Origin of the sequence: Fluoribacter dumoffii NY 23, assembly GCF_000236165.1 — a bacterium.
Lineage (GTDB): Bacteria > Pseudomonadota > Gammaproteobacteria > Legionellales > Legionellaceae > Legionella > Legionella dumoffii.
Genome location: NZ_CM001373.1, coordinates 210,552 through 229,019 on the forward strand (window position 1 = coordinate 210,552; position 18,468 = coordinate 229,019).

Sequence of the window (18,468 nt, forward strand, 5' to 3'; positions counted from 1 at the left end):
TAATCTGATAATTAAAGGGCTACATGCGGATTTACTGCGCCACGTATTTTAAATCAGGAGCAATCAGGATTCGCTTAATAAACTTTTTAATCCTGCCAAATGCGATTTGGCCAAATTTTTGGATTGTTCCTGGGAGCGTTCCACATTTTTCCCAAACCATTCCAAATGTTCCGAAGGCAGCTCGTCCAGGAATCTGCTCGGTAAACAATCTTGCAATTCTCCGCCTCGACGCCTTTGTTTGGCTAAGGTAAAGCATAAGCCTTTTTGTGCGCGGGTTATTCCCACATAGGCCAAACGCCTTTCCTCTTCAATTTGATCTTCATCAATGCTTACCCGGTGTGGCAATAATTCTTCTTCCATACCCACCAGATATACATAAGGAAACTCCAGACCTTTGGATGCATGCAAAGTCATAAGCTGCAGGGTTTCATTATCCTGTTCGTCGGCTTGCTCAAGAATATCTATCAGAATTAATTTATTGATGACTTCAGCTAAAGACTGTTCAGGGTTTTTGCTCAACAAGCGACCTACCCACTCCAGTAATTCCCACACGTTATCCATTTTTTTCTGGGCTTTTGCCGGGGTATCGCATTGTTCGTAAATATAGGCTTCATAGCCACTGTCTTCGACCATTTGTTTTAAATGCTCAATAACCGCCCCGTTTGCCAAGCGTTTTTTTATTTCTTCCATCCAGTATTTAAAAGTAAGCAACGCAGCCCGGGGTTTTTCCCCAACAATTTCAGTAAGTGCAAGATGGTCTGCAGCAGTATACAGGCTAACCCCTCGGTTTTGCGCATAATGTCCCAAGGCATCCAGGCTGGCTTCGCCTATGCCGCGTTTGGGAGTATTGATCACTCTTAAAAAAGCAGCATCATCCGCCTCATTGCACAGCAATTTTAAATAGGCGAAAACATCTTTGACTTCTGCTTTGGCAAACCACGACTGACCGCCGCTGATGTTATAAGGGATGCCATAATGACGCAGCACTTTTTCAAAGACGCGTGATTGGTGGTTACCCCGATACAAGATGGCATAATCACCATATTGGGTTCGGGCACGCAGTTTATGGCTAATTAAATCAGCGACTACCTGTTCTGCCTCATCGTTTTCATCCTTGCAGCGGATAACGCGTAAAAGTTCGCCCTGACCAAACTCACTCCATAATTTTTTTTCGAAAAGGTGCTGATTGTTTGCGATAAGGTGGTTGGCAGTGTGTAAAATTATATTGGTTGAGCGATAATTTTGCTCCAACTTGATAATTTTCAATTGCGGGTAATCCTGCTGTAACTGCTTCAAGTTTTCAGGCTTGGCACCCCGCCAGGCATATATTGATTGGTCATCATCACCCACTACTGTAAACCGCGCCTGAATGCCGGTTAATTTTTTCACTAACAAATATTGGCTGGTGTTTGAGTCTTGATATTCATCAACCAACAAGTGGCGTATTTTATTTTGCCAATACTCGGTTACGGAAGCATGTTCATTTAAAAGGGTTACCGGAATACGAATCAAATCATCAAAATCAACTGCATTGTATGCTTTAAGGGCTTGTTGATAGCGTGGATAAAGCAATGCGGCTTCTTCGTAATAAGGGGCATCAGCCGGATTTTTAATGACTTGTTCCGGGGTAAGCAAATCATTTTTCCAGCGGGAGATCCGTTGTTGAACCTGGAGAAGAAACTCGCGCTCAGTCGCTTTGTTTGCAGGTAAAAAACCACGCAAGACTTGCAAACAATCCTCACTATCAAAAATAGAAAAGCCTTTTTTAAGGCCGCATAACGCAAGATGGCGCTTGATGATGCTTAAGCCTAAGGTATGGAAGGTTGCAACTTTTAAACCGCGGCGATTTGCTGTCGGCAGAACGGCTGCAACGCGAGCACGCATTTCATTGGCTGCTTTGTTGGTGAAAGTTACTGCGCAAACTGTGTTGGCGGCATAGCCGCAAGTGTTAATTAAATAGCCTATTTTTTGCGTAATTACTCGTGTTTTACCGCTTCCAGCTCCAGCAAGAACTAATAAAGGTCCATCGATATAACGTACCGCTGCCATTTGTTGGCTATTCAACATCTAGGGTTTTCTCACTCAAAAAAAGAGCGATTATTGCCCGCTTGGGTATTCTGAATCAACTATTAATTAATTGAACGTTCGACATCGAACTCTTCTTCGGTATCAATTTCAATAAAATCAGGTTTACTCTCTGGTTCATTTGATTCTTCAATACCAAAAACGACTCTGTCTATGGTTTTAAATAGGGGGGCAAGTATGTTTTTATCTATCATGATTTAATCCTTTAAATTTTCAGAGGGAGATTTTAAAAGCATAGCTCAAGATAATTTTTTCTCCAGGAAAATTACAAAAAAATTATGTTATACTTTGCTCGGCCACTAGATATTCTATGGTTCGCCGTAATCTTATTTGAGTCCATTTATGAAAGAATCTGATACCCTTCAACGCTTTATTTTTGAACACGCAAACATCCGTGGCGAAATTGTTCATATTGAAAACACTTATCAAACCATTATGAGCCAAAGGAACTATCCTCCAATGGTTAAAAATTTGTTGGGAGAGGCGATAGTTTCTTGTCTGCTTTTGGCGTCCAGTATTAAATTTCAGGGTAGTCTGAATTTACAATTTCAAGGGGATAAGCGACTTCCTCTATTATTGGTCCAATGTGATCATGAATTTAATGTAAGAGCTTTTGCCCAATTCGCTGAGGATCTCGAGACCAAAGAGTATGCTTCGGCTTTTTTAGAAGGCCAAATGGTGATTACGATTAACCAATACAACCAAACCAGTTCTTACCAAAGTATGGTTCCCCTGCAATCGACATCCATGGCTGAAAATCTAATGAATTATTTTGCCCAATCAGAGCAAGTATCCACACGGGTTTGGCTGGCTGTAAACGAAAATGCAGCCGCGGGAATGTTACTGCAGTTAATGCCGGGGCAAGAGACGACGCAAAGAGAGCAATTCTGGGAGTACGCGGTGCAATTGGGGCAAACTGTCAGTGAGCATGAACTACTTACTTTGGATAATGAAACCTTGCTTTATCGTCTTTACCATGAGACGGAATTAAGAATATTCGAGAGCCGGCAAACCCAGTTCAAGTGTCGCTGCAGCCTGGAAAAAATGAAACAGGTCCTGACGGTTCTAGGCGAGGAAGATGCAAAAGAACTATTAAAGGAACAAGGTGAAATTGCGATCCAATGTGATTTCTGCTGTAAGAAATATACGTTTGACCCAATTGATGTCACCATGTTGTTCCATAAAGGGTAGCCCGGCGAATATGCATATACGAGTGGAGGAGGGGAAACATCCCTAATCCACTCCTGATTAAACGATTGTTTTCTTAGTACGAATGCCAGTTACTGTAAGGTAAATTTTATAGAAGGCAAGATGTTCTGCTCCGCTTGAATCAGCTCGACACATTCCCCACGCATGGCCTGTAACACGTGTTGCAAGGTAATGAATTGCTCGCTAAGTTGCACATACAAATCCGCCGTATGCTTTCCCTCCAACTCACCAATAGTGAGGTAGGCTGCTTGTCCCATTTCAGAAAAATATTCGAGACTGACATGGCGCTTCTTGGCAATCCCCGGAAATAACCCGCAAAAAAGTAAGCTTTTATCACCGACATCCCGCAATACTTCCATTTGCAAGGTTTTAGGTCTATGCATGGACTCAAGAAAATCAAGTGCGATGACTGACTCAATAAGCTTAGGTCCATGGGAGAAACGCATTAATAGAAATACCAGATAACTTTCAGTATTCTCAGTTAACATTAATTGAGTCGCGGCTTGCGCCTCATTAACCAATGCATGCCATTGGCTAATATCTGTGGGATGTAAAATTAATTGTTTCATAATTACTCCCTATTCTTAAACCCCTCATTATTATTTTAGCAGCTAAAAAATAAGTTGTAGGGTGATTTCGTGTATATCTATGAGAGGGCGTCAAATACAAACGCATTAAAAAAACTTCCTGCTAAAATTATAATAAGCAGATAGGTTTTAGCCTGTTATTGATGTATAATGTCAAATCTATGTACAAATACTCTGCTTTTTCCTTCAAAGGTTATTTATGATTGATCAGATTCGCAATATCGCCATTATCGCCCACGTTGACCACGGTAAAACCACATTAGTGGATAAACTACTGCAACAAACAGGTACTTTAAATGAACGGGCACCTAAAGTTGAACGGGTGATGGATTCCAATGCTTTAGAAAAGGAGCGGGGGATCACCATTCTTGCTAAAAATACTTGTGTGTATTGGAAAAACCATCAAATTAATATTGTGGATACCCCGGGACATGCTGATTTTGGCGGGGAAGTAGAGCGTATTTTATCGATGGTTGATAGTGTGTTACTGCTGGTGGACGCAGTAGACGGGCCCATGCCGCAAACCCGTTTTGTGACCCAAAAAGCTTTTGCTCGTGGATTAAATCCCATTGTGGTCATTAATAAAATTGATCGCCCGGGAGCCCGTCCGCATTGGGTTATGGATCAAGTATTCGATTTATTCGACAATTTGGGTGCTACCGATGCTCAATTGGATTTCCCTGTTGTTTATACCTCCGCTTTGAACGGTTATGCCAAGTTGAATTTGGAAGATGAAGCGACCGATATGAGTGCTTTATTGCAGACAATTATTGATAAAGTCGAAGCGCCGAAAGTGGATGCCAACGGTCCTTTCCAAATGCAAATCAGTTCCCTGGATTATTCCTCTTATGTAGGTACTATCGGTATCGGCCGTATTACTCGGGGGCAAATTAAAGCAAAATCTCCGGTGAAAATTATTGATAAAGAAGGCAATATTCGTTCCGGACGCTTATTACAATTGTTAGGCTTTAAAGGGCTGGAGCGCGTCGAGGTTGAAGAAGCCAATGCAGGTAATATTGTTGCCATTACAGGTATTGAAGGCATCAAGATTTCCGATACGATTTGTGATCCGAATATGGTTGAAGCCTTGCCTGTGCTTTCAGTGGATGAGCCGACCATTAGCATGACCTTCCAGGTAAATGACTCACCTTTTGCCGGTCAGGAAGGAAAATTTGTGACCTCGCGAAAAATTCGTGAGCGTTTGGAAACGGAATTATTGCATAATGTTGCTTTGCGCGTTGAAGATTGTGATGACCCAGACAAGTTTCGAGTTTCTGGCCGTGGCGAACTCCATTTATCCATTCTTATCGAGACAATGCGTCGTGAGGGTTATGAATTAGCCATTAGTAAACCGGAAGTAATTATTCGCGAAGTAGATGGCGAGCAACAAGAACCTTATGAACATTTAACTGTAGATGTGGAAGAAAACCACCAAGGCAGTATTATGGAAAAATTGGGTGAGCGCCGTGGCGAATTACAAAATATGGTTCCCGATGGCAAAGGACGGGTTCGTCTTGATTACATGATTCCTACCCGGGGTCTTATCGGCTTTCATAATGAATTTTTATCTTCTACCTCCGGTACGGGTTTAATGTATCATGTTTATGATCATTATGGCCCGGCAATCAAAGGACGCATCGGTAAAAGAGCTAACGGGGTCATGATTGCTAATTGTCAGGGAATGGCTCGAGCATTTGCTTTATTTAACTTGCAGGATCGAGGCAGATTATTTGTGGAACCGCAAACCCTTTGTTATGAAGGGATGATCGTTGGAATTCATGCGCGCGATAATGATTTGGTTGTGAATGTGACCAAGGAAAAACAATTAACCAATATTCGTGCTTCAGGTTCTGATGAAAATATTATATTAACTCCTGCGATCAAATTAACTTTGGAGCAGGCATTAGAGTTTATTGATGATGATGAATTGGTTGAGGTAACTCCTGATTCAATCCGATTAAGAAAAAAATCATTGAAAGAACATGAACGAAAAAAAGCATCAAGAACAGCAAACATTGAAGAATAAAATTCAATTCAAACGAATCATCTTGTATGCACGCCAGCATCGTGCGAATCAAGGGGTGAATGAAAGTCTGTACCGTTTGGTTGATTTTTTGGAAAAACAAAAGGTACAAGTCTATCAGGACATCGATACGGCTGCGGGATTTGATGTGAAAGTTCCAGTCCTCGCCCGAGAAGATATGGGTGAGGAAAATGACTTGATTATTGTTGTTGGCGGTGATGGAAGTCTGCTTTCCGCAGCGCGGATGGCGATAAAGGTCGATACTCCTGTCATTGGAATTAACCGTGGCCGTTTGGGCTTTCTCACCGATATTTTGCCTCATGAGCTGGAAACGCAATTGAGTGCTGTTCTAGTTGGTTATTATGAGGAAGAAAAACGCTTTCTTCTCCATACCCGGATATACGAGAACGGGCATACCTATTTTGAGGGTGATGCTCTTAATGATGTGGTTTTAAGCCGGGGCAAGGAAACCCATCTCATTGAATTTTCCGTTTATGTTAATAAACAATTGGTCAGCCATTATCGTTCTGACGGGATGATACTCTCTACTCCAACGGGTTCAACAGCTTATGCTTTATCCGCAGGTGGACCGATAATGCATCCCCAATTGAATGCGATTGTTCTTGTACCTATGTTTTCTCACAGTTTAAGTTCGCGTCCATTGGTTATTGATGGAGAAGCGCAAATCGAATTGCATATCAGCCGCTTTAATGAATCCGACTTGCGGGTGAGTTGTGACGGTCATGAATCCCGAATGGTAAAACCCGGGCAAAAAGTTGCTATTCAAAAAAATGGCCATCAATTACGTCTGTTACATCCTCTTGATTATCATTATTATGATACATTACGATCAAAACTTGGTTGGGAAGCCAAACATCAGGGATAGGATAGATCATGCTCACTACTTTGTGCATAGAACAGTTTGCGATTGTGCAACACCTGGAGTTAGATTTTTCTCAGGGGATGACTGCCTTTACGGGTGAAACTGGAGCTGGAAAATCGATTATGATCGATGCATTGATGCTTGCCTTGGGGGATAGGGCAGATGCTTCAGTTATTCGGCCTGGTCAGGAAAAATGTGACATTACTGCAGGTTTTTTTGTAGGACAAGACTCTGAGCCTGCGCACTGGTTGGCAGAACATGATATCCCCTGTGACGAGGGGGAAATTTATTTGCGCCGGGTTATCTATGCCGAAGGTCGTTCTAAATCCTATATTAACGGTCAACCGTTCCCTTTACAAAAGGTAAAAGAGTTAAGCGAAAAGCTGGTACATATACACGGACAACATCAACATCAAACCTTGATGCATCATTCAACTCATCGCCAACAATTAGATCAATACGGAAAGAATCAATTATTACTCGAAGAAGTAGCCCGGCTTTATAAGCAATGTCAGAAAATTCAACAGGAGATTGATGCATTGCAGGGACAGGAGCAGCAAGCAGACAGGATTGCTTTGTTGCAATTCCAAATCGACGAGCTTTCTGCTTTGAACTTGCATGAAAATGAAATTGAAATACTATATCAAGAACATCAAATGCTCCATCATGCAAAAGAGTATCTGCAAAAAAGCCAGCAGATCCATGCATTATTGAATTCTGAAGATGGACCCAATATATGTACCGGGTTAAATCAAATTTTACACCTGCTTAGTCAATTACCAACAGAGCAGGCGCAAATAAAAAATACTTTTGAACTAATTAATGGTGCTCTAATTCAATGTGAAGAAGCAATTGATGAAATGCAGCAATTTGCTGATCGGGTGCATCTGGATCCGGAACGTTTGTACGAAATTGAAACGCGCATGAGTGTAATTCATCAACTTGCCCGTAAGTATCATATTGACAGTAACCAACTCCACGAACATGTTCATAATTTGCAAAAAGAATTAGATAACCTGAAAGACAGCGAAGGGAGATTGGTGCAGTTAAAAACACAGCATCGCCAGTTGGTTGCTACCTATGATGCGGCTGCTCTTAAATTGAGAAAGGAACGACAAAAACAGGCATTGCTTTTGGCAAAAGAAATCACTCGCAGCATACAACAATTGGGTATGCCCAAGGGTAGAGTGGAAATTGAAATCACCCCCTTAGAAAAAATGCAGATCCATGGAATGGACAAAGTGGAATACAAGGTATGTACTAATCCCGGAATGGAGCTCGATTCGCTCAGCAAGGTGGCATCGGGAGGGGAGCTTTCGCGAATTAGTTTATCCATTCAAATGATTACTGCCCAAAAAGGGACAACCCCTACTTTATTGTTTGATGAGGTGGATGTAGGTATTGGGGGCGCAACAGCTGCTTTAGTCGGTCAAATGCTGCGCAAATTAGGTGAGCGGTTACAAGTTTTTTGCGTCACGCATCAACCTCAAGTTGCTGCAGCAGCACATAACCATTTTATGGTTGAAAAGCAAAGTGATAATAAAGAGACGTTTACTCATATTACTTTACTGCATTCTATGGAAAAAATTGACGAAATTGCCCGCATGTTGGGTGGATTGACCATAACTGAGCAAACGCGTTCGCATGCGAAAGAATTATTACTACAGAGTAATTAAATTCTACCAATACCTTTCTTTGCGGCTTGCAGCAAAACAAAAAATGCTTCCACTTCTCATTGGAGCGTTAATGCCTCGCTCAGTGAAATAAAGTTATAGCCATGTTCTTCAAACATCTGCAGTAAATCATCTAAAAAATAACCATTCAAACTATTTGCATGCAAGAGCAAGATCTGTTTTCCCGGAGTGTTTTTTTCAGCCGTCAAGGTGCGTTGCCAAACATAGTTAAGGTAGCGTTGTTTCAGGGCCGTTAATGAGCCCGTAGGATTTTGGCTCTTTAGCTTTATCAGCTCCGCGTTAAATTCAAAATCCCTGCTATCAACGGTGACGGGAGCAACAATATAATTATTTTCTCTTAAATAGTGGCGAACTACACTTTTTCGCCATAATTTTCCTTCAGATAAGTATGGATAACGAAAATATTTAGGCTCTGATAAAAAGGGGGTAAGAATTACATCTGCTTTAACCAAATCATTAATGTATTCTTCACAGGACACATGTTTTAAATTCAAATGCGAATAAGTATGATTTCCTAACTCCAATCCATGGTGTTGAAATAATCTAAACTGTTTGATCGTTTGCTTATTAACCCGATTTCCAATAATGAAACCTATGGCTGGAACTTTGTGCTTCACAAGGCTATGGACAATATTTTCAAAAGCCTCTGGTTGGGCGTCAATCATAGGCAAATCATCAATTGTTATTGAAATGTCACGTTGTTGTCCCCAGCATAGCCCCATAAATAAAAAAAATACAGTAATGCTGCGAAGTAGAATTTTTTTCAAAATAGAACTCCGTTGGTTCTTATGAGGTTAAAAGCCCTCTCTTATTTTGATTATATAATGCAAGCGTGGGTGAAATATATTGTATTGTTCAGATCAAATTAAAAATTTTTCATCCCTACTTGCCAGGTAGGGATGTTGTATTTGAAAGAAATAGAAAGCTCATTAAAGTGCATTAACGCGCTCGGGGAGTTCTGCAATAAATTCTTGCGTTGCAGTAGGCTCGTCTTCACGTATGGCAAATAATCGGTGTTGGTTAAAAACAGCATTCTTTTTCGCTGCTTCAAGTATGCCCCCTAATGCGCTACCGTCTGTTTGACGAATTTCTCTTTTTAATTTTTGCAGTTCATCTTTTTTATGATCAGCGATTTGATCACCAAACCAAATAGAATCAAAGTGTTTTTTTTCATATTTTTCAATCAAGGAAAGAGTATGTTCCTTTTGCCATTCTTTTGACGGACGTTTTGCCTGTTCGGACAATACTACTTCTACTTCATCCGGGATGCTTAGTTGTTTATTCCAAGCTTGGGTAAGGGTAAGTGCTTTAGGTTGAGGGATTTGAGAATCACCAGCGGTTGAGGGATTCATTTTACTTGCCAGGCAATCCCAGGCGGCTGCAAGAAAATATAAGGGTGAAGCAAGGACTTTGAGAAGAAAGGTTGGAATATCAGCGTCTTGATGGTCTTCCTCAGAATCCAGACGCTCTTCCAATAAGGTTTTTATTTTGGCATTCAGCCCCATAAAATAGTGGGCATCTTCGAAACCCTCGCAGATAATTGCCACCAGCGCCGAAACTATTTGCGGGACACCTGGCATGCGATCTGAAGTGAGAGCAACACTTACTAAATGACCAAGAAAAAGCAGAATACGCAGCGGTGTAACCGTTAATTTCAAGAGGATACGGAAAGGGTTAAGCATTTGAAGCCAGTTTTCAGTATCCCATACGTGGGTGAGCACATCGGCAATTTCCCGGTAAGTGCGTTGAAACACATTCCTTTTGGTATTGATATCCTTATCAGGCGTCATGGCTTCATAGACCATTCCAAAGGATGAAGCGGAGTTTTCGACATTGAAAAATATAGCGGATAAGCCTGTAATGATGGGGTTAATCACGCCCATCACAAAACTGGGCATTTTTTTCATCCATTCAAATAAAGGTCGGGCACTGGTTGCTACCGTCCACCAGGTTCCTGCAGTACAAACAGTAAGGGTAATTGCCAAACTTACTAAAAAAACAGCCAGGGCAGTCATCAGCATGTTACGCGCGGTTAGGCCTTGGCTTAAATCATTGCGCAGCCGGGTGTACCATTTGTTAATGGTATCATTGTTAATGAGATCGGTAATCGTATTATAAATCAACATCCCATAGGCTGCTCCTGCAACTACTGACATGGGTACAATGAAAATAGGCCACAATGCAAAGGGGATAGCGGCTATTAGAGGAATAACGCTAAAAGCTTCCACGATGAGATAGGTACTGCCAAGGCCCATAAACGTTGCGGCGAGAATACTAAAACCTTTAACGTATTTGAATGTCGATTGGCGGTTTTCCAAGCGTGCTTGCCATTCCTTTTGTTCATGATGTTTCAGCCATTCTCGCAATTCTGCTGTATAAGCGGATGGCTTTTTGCTTTCTTTAGTCATAAATACTTGTAAAGCAAACCACTTTTCCATGTCCCCGAGCGTTTTTTCTATTTGTTTTTTGCGCTTCCTGCTCACTTTATTAAGTGACTTGTGGTTAAATTCCTCGAGCAGTTTGAGTTGCGTTTCATAATCCCTGAAAAATTGAGGACATTCTTTTGATTGAGTATCTGCGGGAAAATGCTCCAGCAGGTATTCTTTGGCCAGATGATTTTCCAAATAATCTTTTTTGAATAATTTTTTAAAAGCCCCTTTAATATTTTGTAAATAAATCTCGCCCTCATAGGCTACGGATAGACCAAAAGCGGCAAATGCCAGGTATATGGCAGGGTATAATGCGTACATCCCCCCAAAACTTAAAAAGCCAAGAATTAAACTAGCACCTACAGTAAGAGATCCCAGGGAAAAATAACGAGGAATTTTTTTTAACTTCTTTTTATAAACTGCCATTTATTTGCTCAACAAAGGGAAATAGGGTTAAAACTGTATCTCAAATGAAAATGATTATCAATAGCAATAAGGTTAAAAAGTAATCATGTGGTTATTTTTTTATTGAAGAAAACTTAATTTAAACAGTAGATCCAGCCACAGAATTCCGGTAAAGTGGGTTTTGACGATGTATTTTGCTTTAAATTTAAATTTAACTTAGGAGTAGAAATGCGTTTGAATCAATGGATGACTTATTTTGCAGTGGGCTCAGTATTTGCCAGTGCCCAGGTTTTGGCAGCAAATTCTCCTGTACATGAACAATTACAAGTACCCCAATGTCTTGCGGCAAAAATTGCTACTCCCTATGAGGTATTAGCAGAAAACCAGCAATTCAAAATTATTGATATTCCTGCGGCTGATGTGGAGTCTCTAATTCATCTGGCAGACGAGGCCAACTGTGGACGCTTTGTAAATGTTAGCCACCAGATCATTGGTTCTTTGCTTCAATCAAAAAAGCAATCTGCCCATAGAGTCCTGCAGAAAAAAACAATTAAAGCAGCAAAGCCGCAAAGTACTGTTTATGAAATTAAACACCAGGATGAAGTCAATACATCATTGCAAAAAGTGCTTCCATCGAACATCTGGAATACTTTAATTCGCCTTACTTCATTCCACAATCGCTCTGCGACCAAAGATACCGGGGTAGAAGCGGCGAAATGGTTGAAAAAAACCTTTGATGACATGAGCGAGACGAATGGCCGTACCGATACTGCCTCATTTTTTGTAAAAACAGGCAGTTACTATAAACAACCTTCCCTAGTCACGGTCATTGGTAAAGACATCAATGCACCTGCGGTGGTGATTGGTGCGCATATGGATACCCTCGATGGACGGATGCCTGGTGCCGGAGATGATGGCAGTGGCTCTTCATCGATAATGGAAATGGCACGAGTTTTATTATCTTCAAAAATAAACCTTAAACGTCCTGTTTATATTATTTGGTATGCTGCTGAAGAGCGGGGTTTGGTGGGATCCCAATACGTAGTTGAACATTTTAAGGAGCACTCTATTCCAGTCAAAGCAGCAATTCAATTTGATATGACTGGTTATCGAGTCAATCCTAAAGATCCGACCATGTGGGTATTTACCGATTACACTGATACCAGCTTAAGCAATTATGTAGCAGAATTAATTAGCACTTACGTTCAGGTTCCAGTTGCTTATTCAGAATGCGGCTATGGTTGCAGTGATCATGCGTCATGGGACGAGGTAGGGGTTCCTGCAGCATTTCCCTGTGAATCTAATTTTGAAGACCATAACCCCTACATCCACAGTTCTCAAGATACCATGGACCGCTTAAGCCTTGAACACATGACCAATTTTTCTAAACTGGCATTGGCTTTCGCTATTGAAATGGCTTCAGAGTAAATTGTTAATGCCTCTATGATTTGCATGGGGGCATTTTTTTTGTAATGAATGTGAGATGTTATGATTACTTGGGCAGTAAAAAATAAATTAGGGCTATTTTTGGGTATTTTTTTTGCCAGTATTTCATTCATAGCAAGTGCGGCAAAGCTTCTTCCTCCCTGGTACCTGTTAAACCAACAGTTATTCGCAACCTTAAATGCTGATCCCTGTGTGCAAGTAGGTAATTTAACCGGTGAGGGACTTGCAATGAATATTAAAATTACTGTGTGTAATGAGGAAAAAGGACGAGCATTGGCTTCATTTATCAACCGGGTGCATGAATACGGTGATCAAATGGCTGTTACTGTACAAGTTTATGCATCTGATTTAATACCTGTGGAGGCAAACCCGCCCAGTACTGCAAATGAAGCGGTGGAACTCCTCAACAAGGCCCTCAAAGGCAACAAATACTTTGTGAAAGCAGGTCTTGGAAAAAGACACCAAATTGATGCCGCATATGCACTATTCAAACCTATGGTGGTACAATTTTATTCCGATGATATTGGGGATTGGTATCTTAATACCAATGAGGTAGCCGCCAAAATTTTCGCGGAAGTATTTAATCTGAACCCCTTTGCAGATGATGCGATTAATGTATACGCAAGCACTTCCATTCAAAAAAATAAATCCGAAAATTAAACGCCAGAAAACAGGGAAGGTAATGTCCAAACCCTGTTTTCAAACCGAAAAAGAGGATTTTTTAAGCGTTGTTCAATGGTGGACAATGGTATTCTTCGGTAATCTCATTTTCGGGATTGACGGCTTGCAAAACAATAGGAAATTTCCATAAAGAATAGAGGTGTTTCAGAACATCGGCGGTAGTGTTACCCAAAGGTACCCTATTTTGTTGGGTATATCTTAGCGTCAATGAGCGGTCGCCTTGCAAGTCAACTGAATAGACTTGAATATCGGGTTCCAAATAACCTAAATTATATTGTCGCGACAAAGCTTCCCTTATTTTTTGATATCCTGATTCATTATGAATGGCATTCACATATAAATCCGGGCTCCGATCATCATCGATAATATGGAATAATTTTAAATCGCGGATTAATTTGGGTGAGAGATACTGGGCAATAAAACTTTCATCCTTGAAATGGCGCATGGCATTATCCAGACTGCTTAGCCAATCGGTATGGGCCAAATAGGGAAACCATGCTTTATCCTCCTCGGTAGGATTTTCACAAATCCTTTTGATGTCTTGCATCATATGGTATCCCAGCGTGTAGGGATTAATCCCGCTGTAATAAGGGCTGTTATAAGGCGGTTGCATGATCACGTTGGTATGACTTTGCAAGATTTCCAACATAAATTCATCCGTAACCAAACCCTCATCATACATTGCATGTAAAATGGTATAATGCCAAAAACAAGCCCAACCTTCATTCATCACTTTGGTCTGGCCCTGAGGATAAAAATATTGCGCCATTTTACGCACTATACGTACGATTTCTCTTTGCCATGGTTCCAATAATGGAGCATTTTTTTCAATAAAATATAAAATGTTCTCCTGGGGCTCTTCAGGAAAATGCTTTTTCTTTGTTTGTTCGGCAATTTGCTTGCTTTGTGGAATGGTCCGCCACAATTCATTAATTTGAGATTGCATGTAAATTTCGCGGTTTTGCTGACGTATTTTTTCTTCCTGGATGGATAAAGGAGCAGGGTGCTTGTATCTATCTACTCCATAGTTCATCAAAGCATGGCACGCATCGATAATTTCTTCTACTTCATTGATGCCATAACGTTGTTCGCATTCACTGATGTATTTTCTTGCAAATACTAAATAATCAATGATGGCATCGGCATAGGTCCACATTTTAAACAGGTAATTATTTTTAAAAAAGGAATTATGGCCATAACATGCATGAGCAATCACCAAGGCTTGCATGGCCATTGTATTTTCTTCCATAAGATAGGAAATACAAGGGTTCGAATTAATGACAAGCTCATAAGCCAAACCCATTTGACCGCGCTTGTAGCTTTTTTCAACACTGACGAAATGTTTACCAAAGGACCAATGATGATAACCGATCGGCATACCTACTGAAGCGTAAGCATCCATCATTTGTTCAGCAGTTATCACTTCTATTTGATTTGGATAGGTATCCAGCTTGAAATCTTTGGCTATGCGCGAAATTTCGCGATCATAGTCCTGAATCAATTCAAAGGTCCATTCTGCACCAGTGGATAAAGGCTTTTTCTTTTTCATGCAGTTTTCCTTTTAAAAAGCTCATGAAATACGGGATATATATCGGCTACCGTGTCAATATTTTCCATAGCAAAATTAGGGTAGCGCTCTTTCACCAATTGATAGACTTCCCATAAACTTTGATGATGACGCGGCATGATTTCGATGTAGGCAAAATATTGCAATAAAGGCATTATCTTATCCTGCAATAATTCCTGACAATAAGGGGAATCCGCATTCCAGTTATCACCATCCGAGGCTTGGGCTACATAAATATTCCACGCTTCCGGCGGATAACGTGACTCGATAATAGAACTTAGAAGTTCCAACGCGCTGGACACTACAGTGCCTCCAGTTTCGCGGGAATAAAAAAACTCTTCCTCGTTTACTTCCTTGGCCGAGGTATGGTGGCGAATGAATACCAATTCTATTTTTTCATAGTTTTTAGTCAAAAACATATAAAGGAGAATAAAAAAGCGTTTTGCAATGTCCTTTTTAGCCTCATCCATGGAACCCGATACATCCATAACGCAAAACATGACTGCTTGGGTTGATGGTGAAGGAACGCGAATTCTGAAATTGTAGCGAAGATCAATGGTATCGATGAACGGCACGGTTTGAATTTTCTTTTTCAGGAATTCAATTTTCTTTTTCAACTCTTTTAGCGCTTCACTATCTTGAATGGGTTGCGCTTGCAGTTGTTCTAATTCTTCAATAGCTTCTTTTAATCTTCTTTTGTTTGGCGAGGCTAAGGCAACGCGACGTGAAGTAGCCTGCTTCATGGAACGAAGGACATTTATATTGTTTGGAATGCCGCTGGTAGTGACTCCTGCTCTTATCGTTTTAAAGGTACTCACGCGAGCTAGTTCTTTTTTGATTAAATCCGGTAACTCCAGGTCTTCAAAATAAAGATCAAGGAACTCTTCCCGCGATAATTCAAAGACAAAATTATCTTCGCCTTCGCCGCTGTCGCTGGCATTCGAGCCATCGCCGCCGCTACCTGAGCTGCCGCTGGGCCTTCTTATCCTATCCCCAGTAATAAAATTATCATTCCCCGGGAGCACGCGCTCAATATGTCCCCCTTGGCCTCGATGAAATGTAGGTTCAGAAATATCTTTGGAGGGAATTGTGATCTGTTCACCTTGATCAATTTCAGTAATACTTCGTTTGCCCACTGCATCGGAGACGGCTCGTTTGATCTGATTTTTATAACGGCGAAGAAAACGTTGCCGGTTAACCGTACTTTTTTTCCCCGCATTTTGTCGTCTATCAATCAATTGAGACATAATTTAGCCCCACATAAGCTTTTATTTTTACACCTATTTTTAGTTGAGTGAGGAGCAATACCCTACTCATAGAAACCTTTATCGCAGATCATTTGCAACATGTTTGCTACACGTTTCCTAACTATAAATAGAGTACCCTTGGCGTTCCCTCATCAATGAGGGAACGATTTTTTGTTATTGTGATTTACGTACTCGCAAATACCATTCACATAACAAGCGTACTTGTTTGCGTGTATATCCTTTTTCGATCATTCGAGAAATAAACTCCTCATGTTTTTTCTTATCATCTTCAGATGCTTTGGCATTGAAGGAAATGACAGGGAGTAAATCCTCCGTATTGGTGAACATCTTTTTCTCAATGACTGAGCGTAATTTTTCATAACTATTCCACACTGGGTTTTTACCCCGATTGTTGGCCCGCGCGCGTAAAACAAAATTTACCACTTCATTGCGGAAATCTTTGGGATTGGAAATGCCAGCGGGTTTTTCGATCTTTTCGAGCTCCTGATTTAATAATGCGCGGTCAAAGATTTCACCGGTATCGGGATCGCGATAATCCTGATCCTGAATCCAGAAGTCAGCATAGGTTATATAACGGTCAAAGATATTTTGCCCATACTCGGAATAGGATTCCAAATAGGCAGTTTGAATTTCCTTGCCAATGAACTCAACATACTTGGGCGTCAGGTACTCTTTAATAAACCCCAAATAAGATTCCTGTACTTCCTGCGGAAATTGTTCCTGTTCAATTTGACGTTCCAAAACATACATTAAATGTACAGGGTTGGCTGCCACTTCGCTGTGATCAAAATTAAATACCTTGGAAAGTATTTTGAACGCAAAACGAGTAGAGACCCCGCTCATGCCTTCATCAACACCGGCGAAATCACGATATTCCTGGTAGGATTTTGCTTTGGGATCCGTGTCTTTCAAGCTCTCGCCATTGTATACCCGCATTTTTGAATAAATGCTGGAATTTTGAGGTTCTTTTAAACGGGTTAAGACAGAAAATTGCGCGAGCATTTCCAATGTACCTGGGGCACATTGAGCATGGGTTAACGAACTGTTGTCAATGAGTTTTTGGTAAATTCGAATTTCTTCTGAAACCCGGAGACAATAAGGTACTTTAACTATATTTATACGGTCTATGAAGGCTTCATTGTTTTTGTTGTTTCTAAACGATTGCCATTCAGATTCATTCGAGTGCGCTAGAATAATTCCTTCGAAGGGAATGGAGGATAAACCTTCAGTCGCATTATAATTACCTTCCTGTGTCGCAGTTAACAAAGGATGGAGCACTTTAATGGGTGCTTTAAACATTTCCACGAACTCTAAAAGTCCACGGTTGGCGCGACATAATCCCCCCGAGTAGCTGTATGCATCAGCATCATCTTGAGAAAAATCCTCTAATTTGCGAATGTCTACTTTACCTACTAAAGATGAAATATCCTGATTGTTTTCATCACCCGGTTCGGTTTTGGAAATGGCGATTTGTTTTAATCGAGACGGTCTAACTTTAATAACTCTGAATTTACTGATGTCTCCATTATATTCATGCAGCCTTTTTACTGCCCAAGGGGACATTAAATAGCGTAGGTATCGGGAAGGAATTCCAAAACGCTCCTGGAGTAACTCAGCATCTTCAATGGGATTGAATAAAGAGAGCGGTGACTCAAAAACGGGGGAACCTTTTATGGCGTAAAAAGGAACTTTTTCCATTAAATCTTTCAGCTTTTCTGCAATGGATGATTTACCACCCCCTACAGGTCCTAAAAGATAAAGTACTTGTTTGGTTTCTTCCAAACCCTGGGCTGCATGTTTAAGGAAGCCCACAATTTGCTCGATGGGTTCTTCCATGCCATAAAAATCTTGAAATACATTATATCGCGGAATGATTTTATTGGAAAAAATTCGCGATAAAACAGGATCATGACGCGTATCAACCATTTCAGGTTCGCCTATAGCCATGAGTAAGCGTTCTGCTGGATTGGCATAAGCAGACGGGTCATTTTTACACAATTCCAGGTATTCTTCCAAACTCATCTCTTCTTCTTTATTGTCGACAAAGCGTTTGGTATAGCTGGTTAAAAAGTCTTGAGTATTCATATGCCATCCCCTTTTATCCTTATGAAGGATATCTTGTGTTTCTTTACATTTATTGCATTTTCAAGGTAAATGCAACAAATGAAGTTCAGCTAACTTCGTAATACTT

Annotated in this window: 14 protein-coding genes; 6 read left to right on the top strand and 8 right to left on the bottom strand. The window is 40.7% G+C overall.

The features are described 5' to 3' along the window. Positions 1 to 63 precede the first annotated feature (63 nt). Complete coding sequence (locus KYQ_RS00990) at positions 64 to 2,067, bottom strand: UvrD-helicase domain-containing protein (protein WP_010652355.1); 2,004 nt, start codon at positions 2,065 to 2,067, stop codon at positions 64 to 66. Between the two features lie 62 nt (positions 2,068 to 2,129). Beyond that, positions 2,130 to 2,279: a hypothetical protein gene (locus KYQ_RS19260; protein WP_010652356.1), complete on the bottom strand. Its 150-nt coding sequence runs from the start codon at positions 2,277 to 2,279 to the stop codon at positions 2,130 to 2,132. A 148-nt stretch (positions 2,280 to 2,427) separates the two neighbouring features. Here KYQ_RS19260 and hslO point away from each other — a divergent pair, with 148 nt between their 5' ends. Further along, complete coding sequence (gene hslO / locus KYQ_RS01000) at positions 2,428 to 3,276, top strand: Hsp33 family molecular chaperone HslO (protein WP_010652357.1); 849 nt, start codon at positions 2,428 to 2,430, stop codon at positions 3,274 to 3,276. Positions 3,277 to 3,365: 89 nt separating this feature from the next. Here hslO and KYQ_RS01005 read toward each other — a convergent pair whose 3' ends face one another. Further along, entirely contained in the window at positions 3,366 to 3,863 is a 498-nt protein-coding gene (locus tag KYQ_RS01005; RefSeq protein ID WP_010652358.1) for a hypothetical protein, read from the bottom strand. 217 nt (positions 3,864 to 4,080) lie between these two features. Here KYQ_RS01005 and typA point away from each other — a divergent pair, with 217 nt between their 5' ends. From typA to recN, 3 genes are read left to right on the top strand one after another with little or no spacing between them, the layout of a single operon-like run. Next, positions 4,081 to 5,907 carry a translational GTPase TypA gene (gene typA / locus KYQ_RS01010; RefSeq protein WP_010652359.1) on the top strand — a complete coding sequence of 609 codons (1,827 nt, stop codon included), beginning with the start codon at positions 4,081 to 4,083 and terminating at the stop codon, positions 5,905 to 5,907. Then, positions 5,864 to 6,790 (top strand): NAD(+) kinase, encoded by a 927-nt coding sequence (locus KYQ_RS01015; protein WP_010652360.1) that lies wholly within the window; start codon positions 5,864 to 5,866, stop codon positions 6,788 to 6,790. The genes typA and KYQ_RS01015 overlap by 44 nt, the downstream gene beginning before the upstream one ends. An 8-nt stretch (positions 6,791 to 6,798) precedes the next feature. Continuing rightward, the gene (gene recN / locus KYQ_RS01020) at positions 6,799 to 8,463 is read left to right on the top strand and encodes a DNA repair protein RecN (protein WP_010652361.1); all 1,665 of its coding nucleotides are present in this window, start codon (positions 6,799 to 6,801) and stop codon (positions 8,461 to 8,463) included. A gap of 56 nt (positions 8,464 to 8,519) precedes the next feature. Here the strand turns inward: recN and KYQ_RS01025 are convergent, their stop codons facing one another. Together KYQ_RS01025 and KYQ_RS01030 are read right to left on the bottom strand one after the other, a co-directional pair. Then, complete coding sequence (locus KYQ_RS01025; RefSeq protein ID WP_010652362.1) at positions 8,520 to 9,248, bottom strand: polysaccharide deacetylase family protein; 729 nt, start codon at positions 9,246 to 9,248, stop codon at positions 8,520 to 8,522. A 162-nt stretch (positions 9,249 to 9,410) separates the two neighbouring features. Next, positions 9,411 to 11,336: a membrane protein gene (locus KYQ_RS01030; RefSeq protein ID WP_010652363.1), complete on the bottom strand. Its 1,926-nt coding sequence runs from the start codon at positions 11,334 to 11,336 to the stop codon at positions 9,411 to 9,413. Between the two features lie 207 nt (positions 11,337 to 11,543). Between KYQ_RS01030 and lapA the strand changes: the two genes are divergently transcribed. Next, positions 11,544 to 12,743 (top strand): aminopeptidase LapA, encoded by a 1,200-nt coding sequence (lapA, locus tag KYQ_RS01035; RefSeq protein WP_010652364.1) that lies wholly within the window; start codon positions 11,544 to 11,546, stop codon positions 12,741 to 12,743. A gap of 60 nt (positions 12,744 to 12,803) precedes the next feature. Next, positions 12,804 to 13,421: a hypothetical protein gene (locus KYQ_RS01040; RefSeq protein ID WP_010652365.1), complete on the top strand. Its 618-nt coding sequence runs from the start codon at positions 12,804 to 12,806 to the stop codon at positions 13,419 to 13,421. 61 nt (positions 13,422 to 13,482) lie between these two features. Here the strand turns inward: KYQ_RS01040 and KYQ_RS01045 are convergent, their stop codons facing one another. The 3 genes from KYQ_RS01045 to KYQ_RS01055 all read right to left on the bottom strand — a co-directional run bounded on the left by KYQ_RS01045 (position 13,483) and on the right by KYQ_RS01055 (position 18,362). Then, entirely contained in the window at positions 13,483 to 14,991 is a 1,509-nt protein-coding gene (locus tag KYQ_RS01045; protein WP_010652366.1) for a SpoVR family protein, read from the bottom strand. Next, positions 14,988 to 16,256, bottom strand: a complete 1,269-nt coding sequence (locus tag KYQ_RS01050) for a YeaH/YhbH family protein (RefSeq protein WP_010652367.1) — start codon at positions 16,254 to 16,256, stop codon at positions 14,988 to 14,990. The genes KYQ_RS01045 and KYQ_RS01050 overlap by 4 nt, the downstream gene beginning before the upstream one ends. A gap of 174 nt (positions 16,257 to 16,430) precedes the next feature. Further along, complete coding sequence (locus KYQ_RS01055) at positions 16,431 to 18,362, bottom strand: PrkA family serine protein kinase (RefSeq protein WP_010652368.1); 1,932 nt, start codon at positions 18,360 to 18,362, stop codon at positions 16,431 to 16,433. Between the last annotated feature and the right edge of the window lie 106 nt (positions 18,363 to 18,468).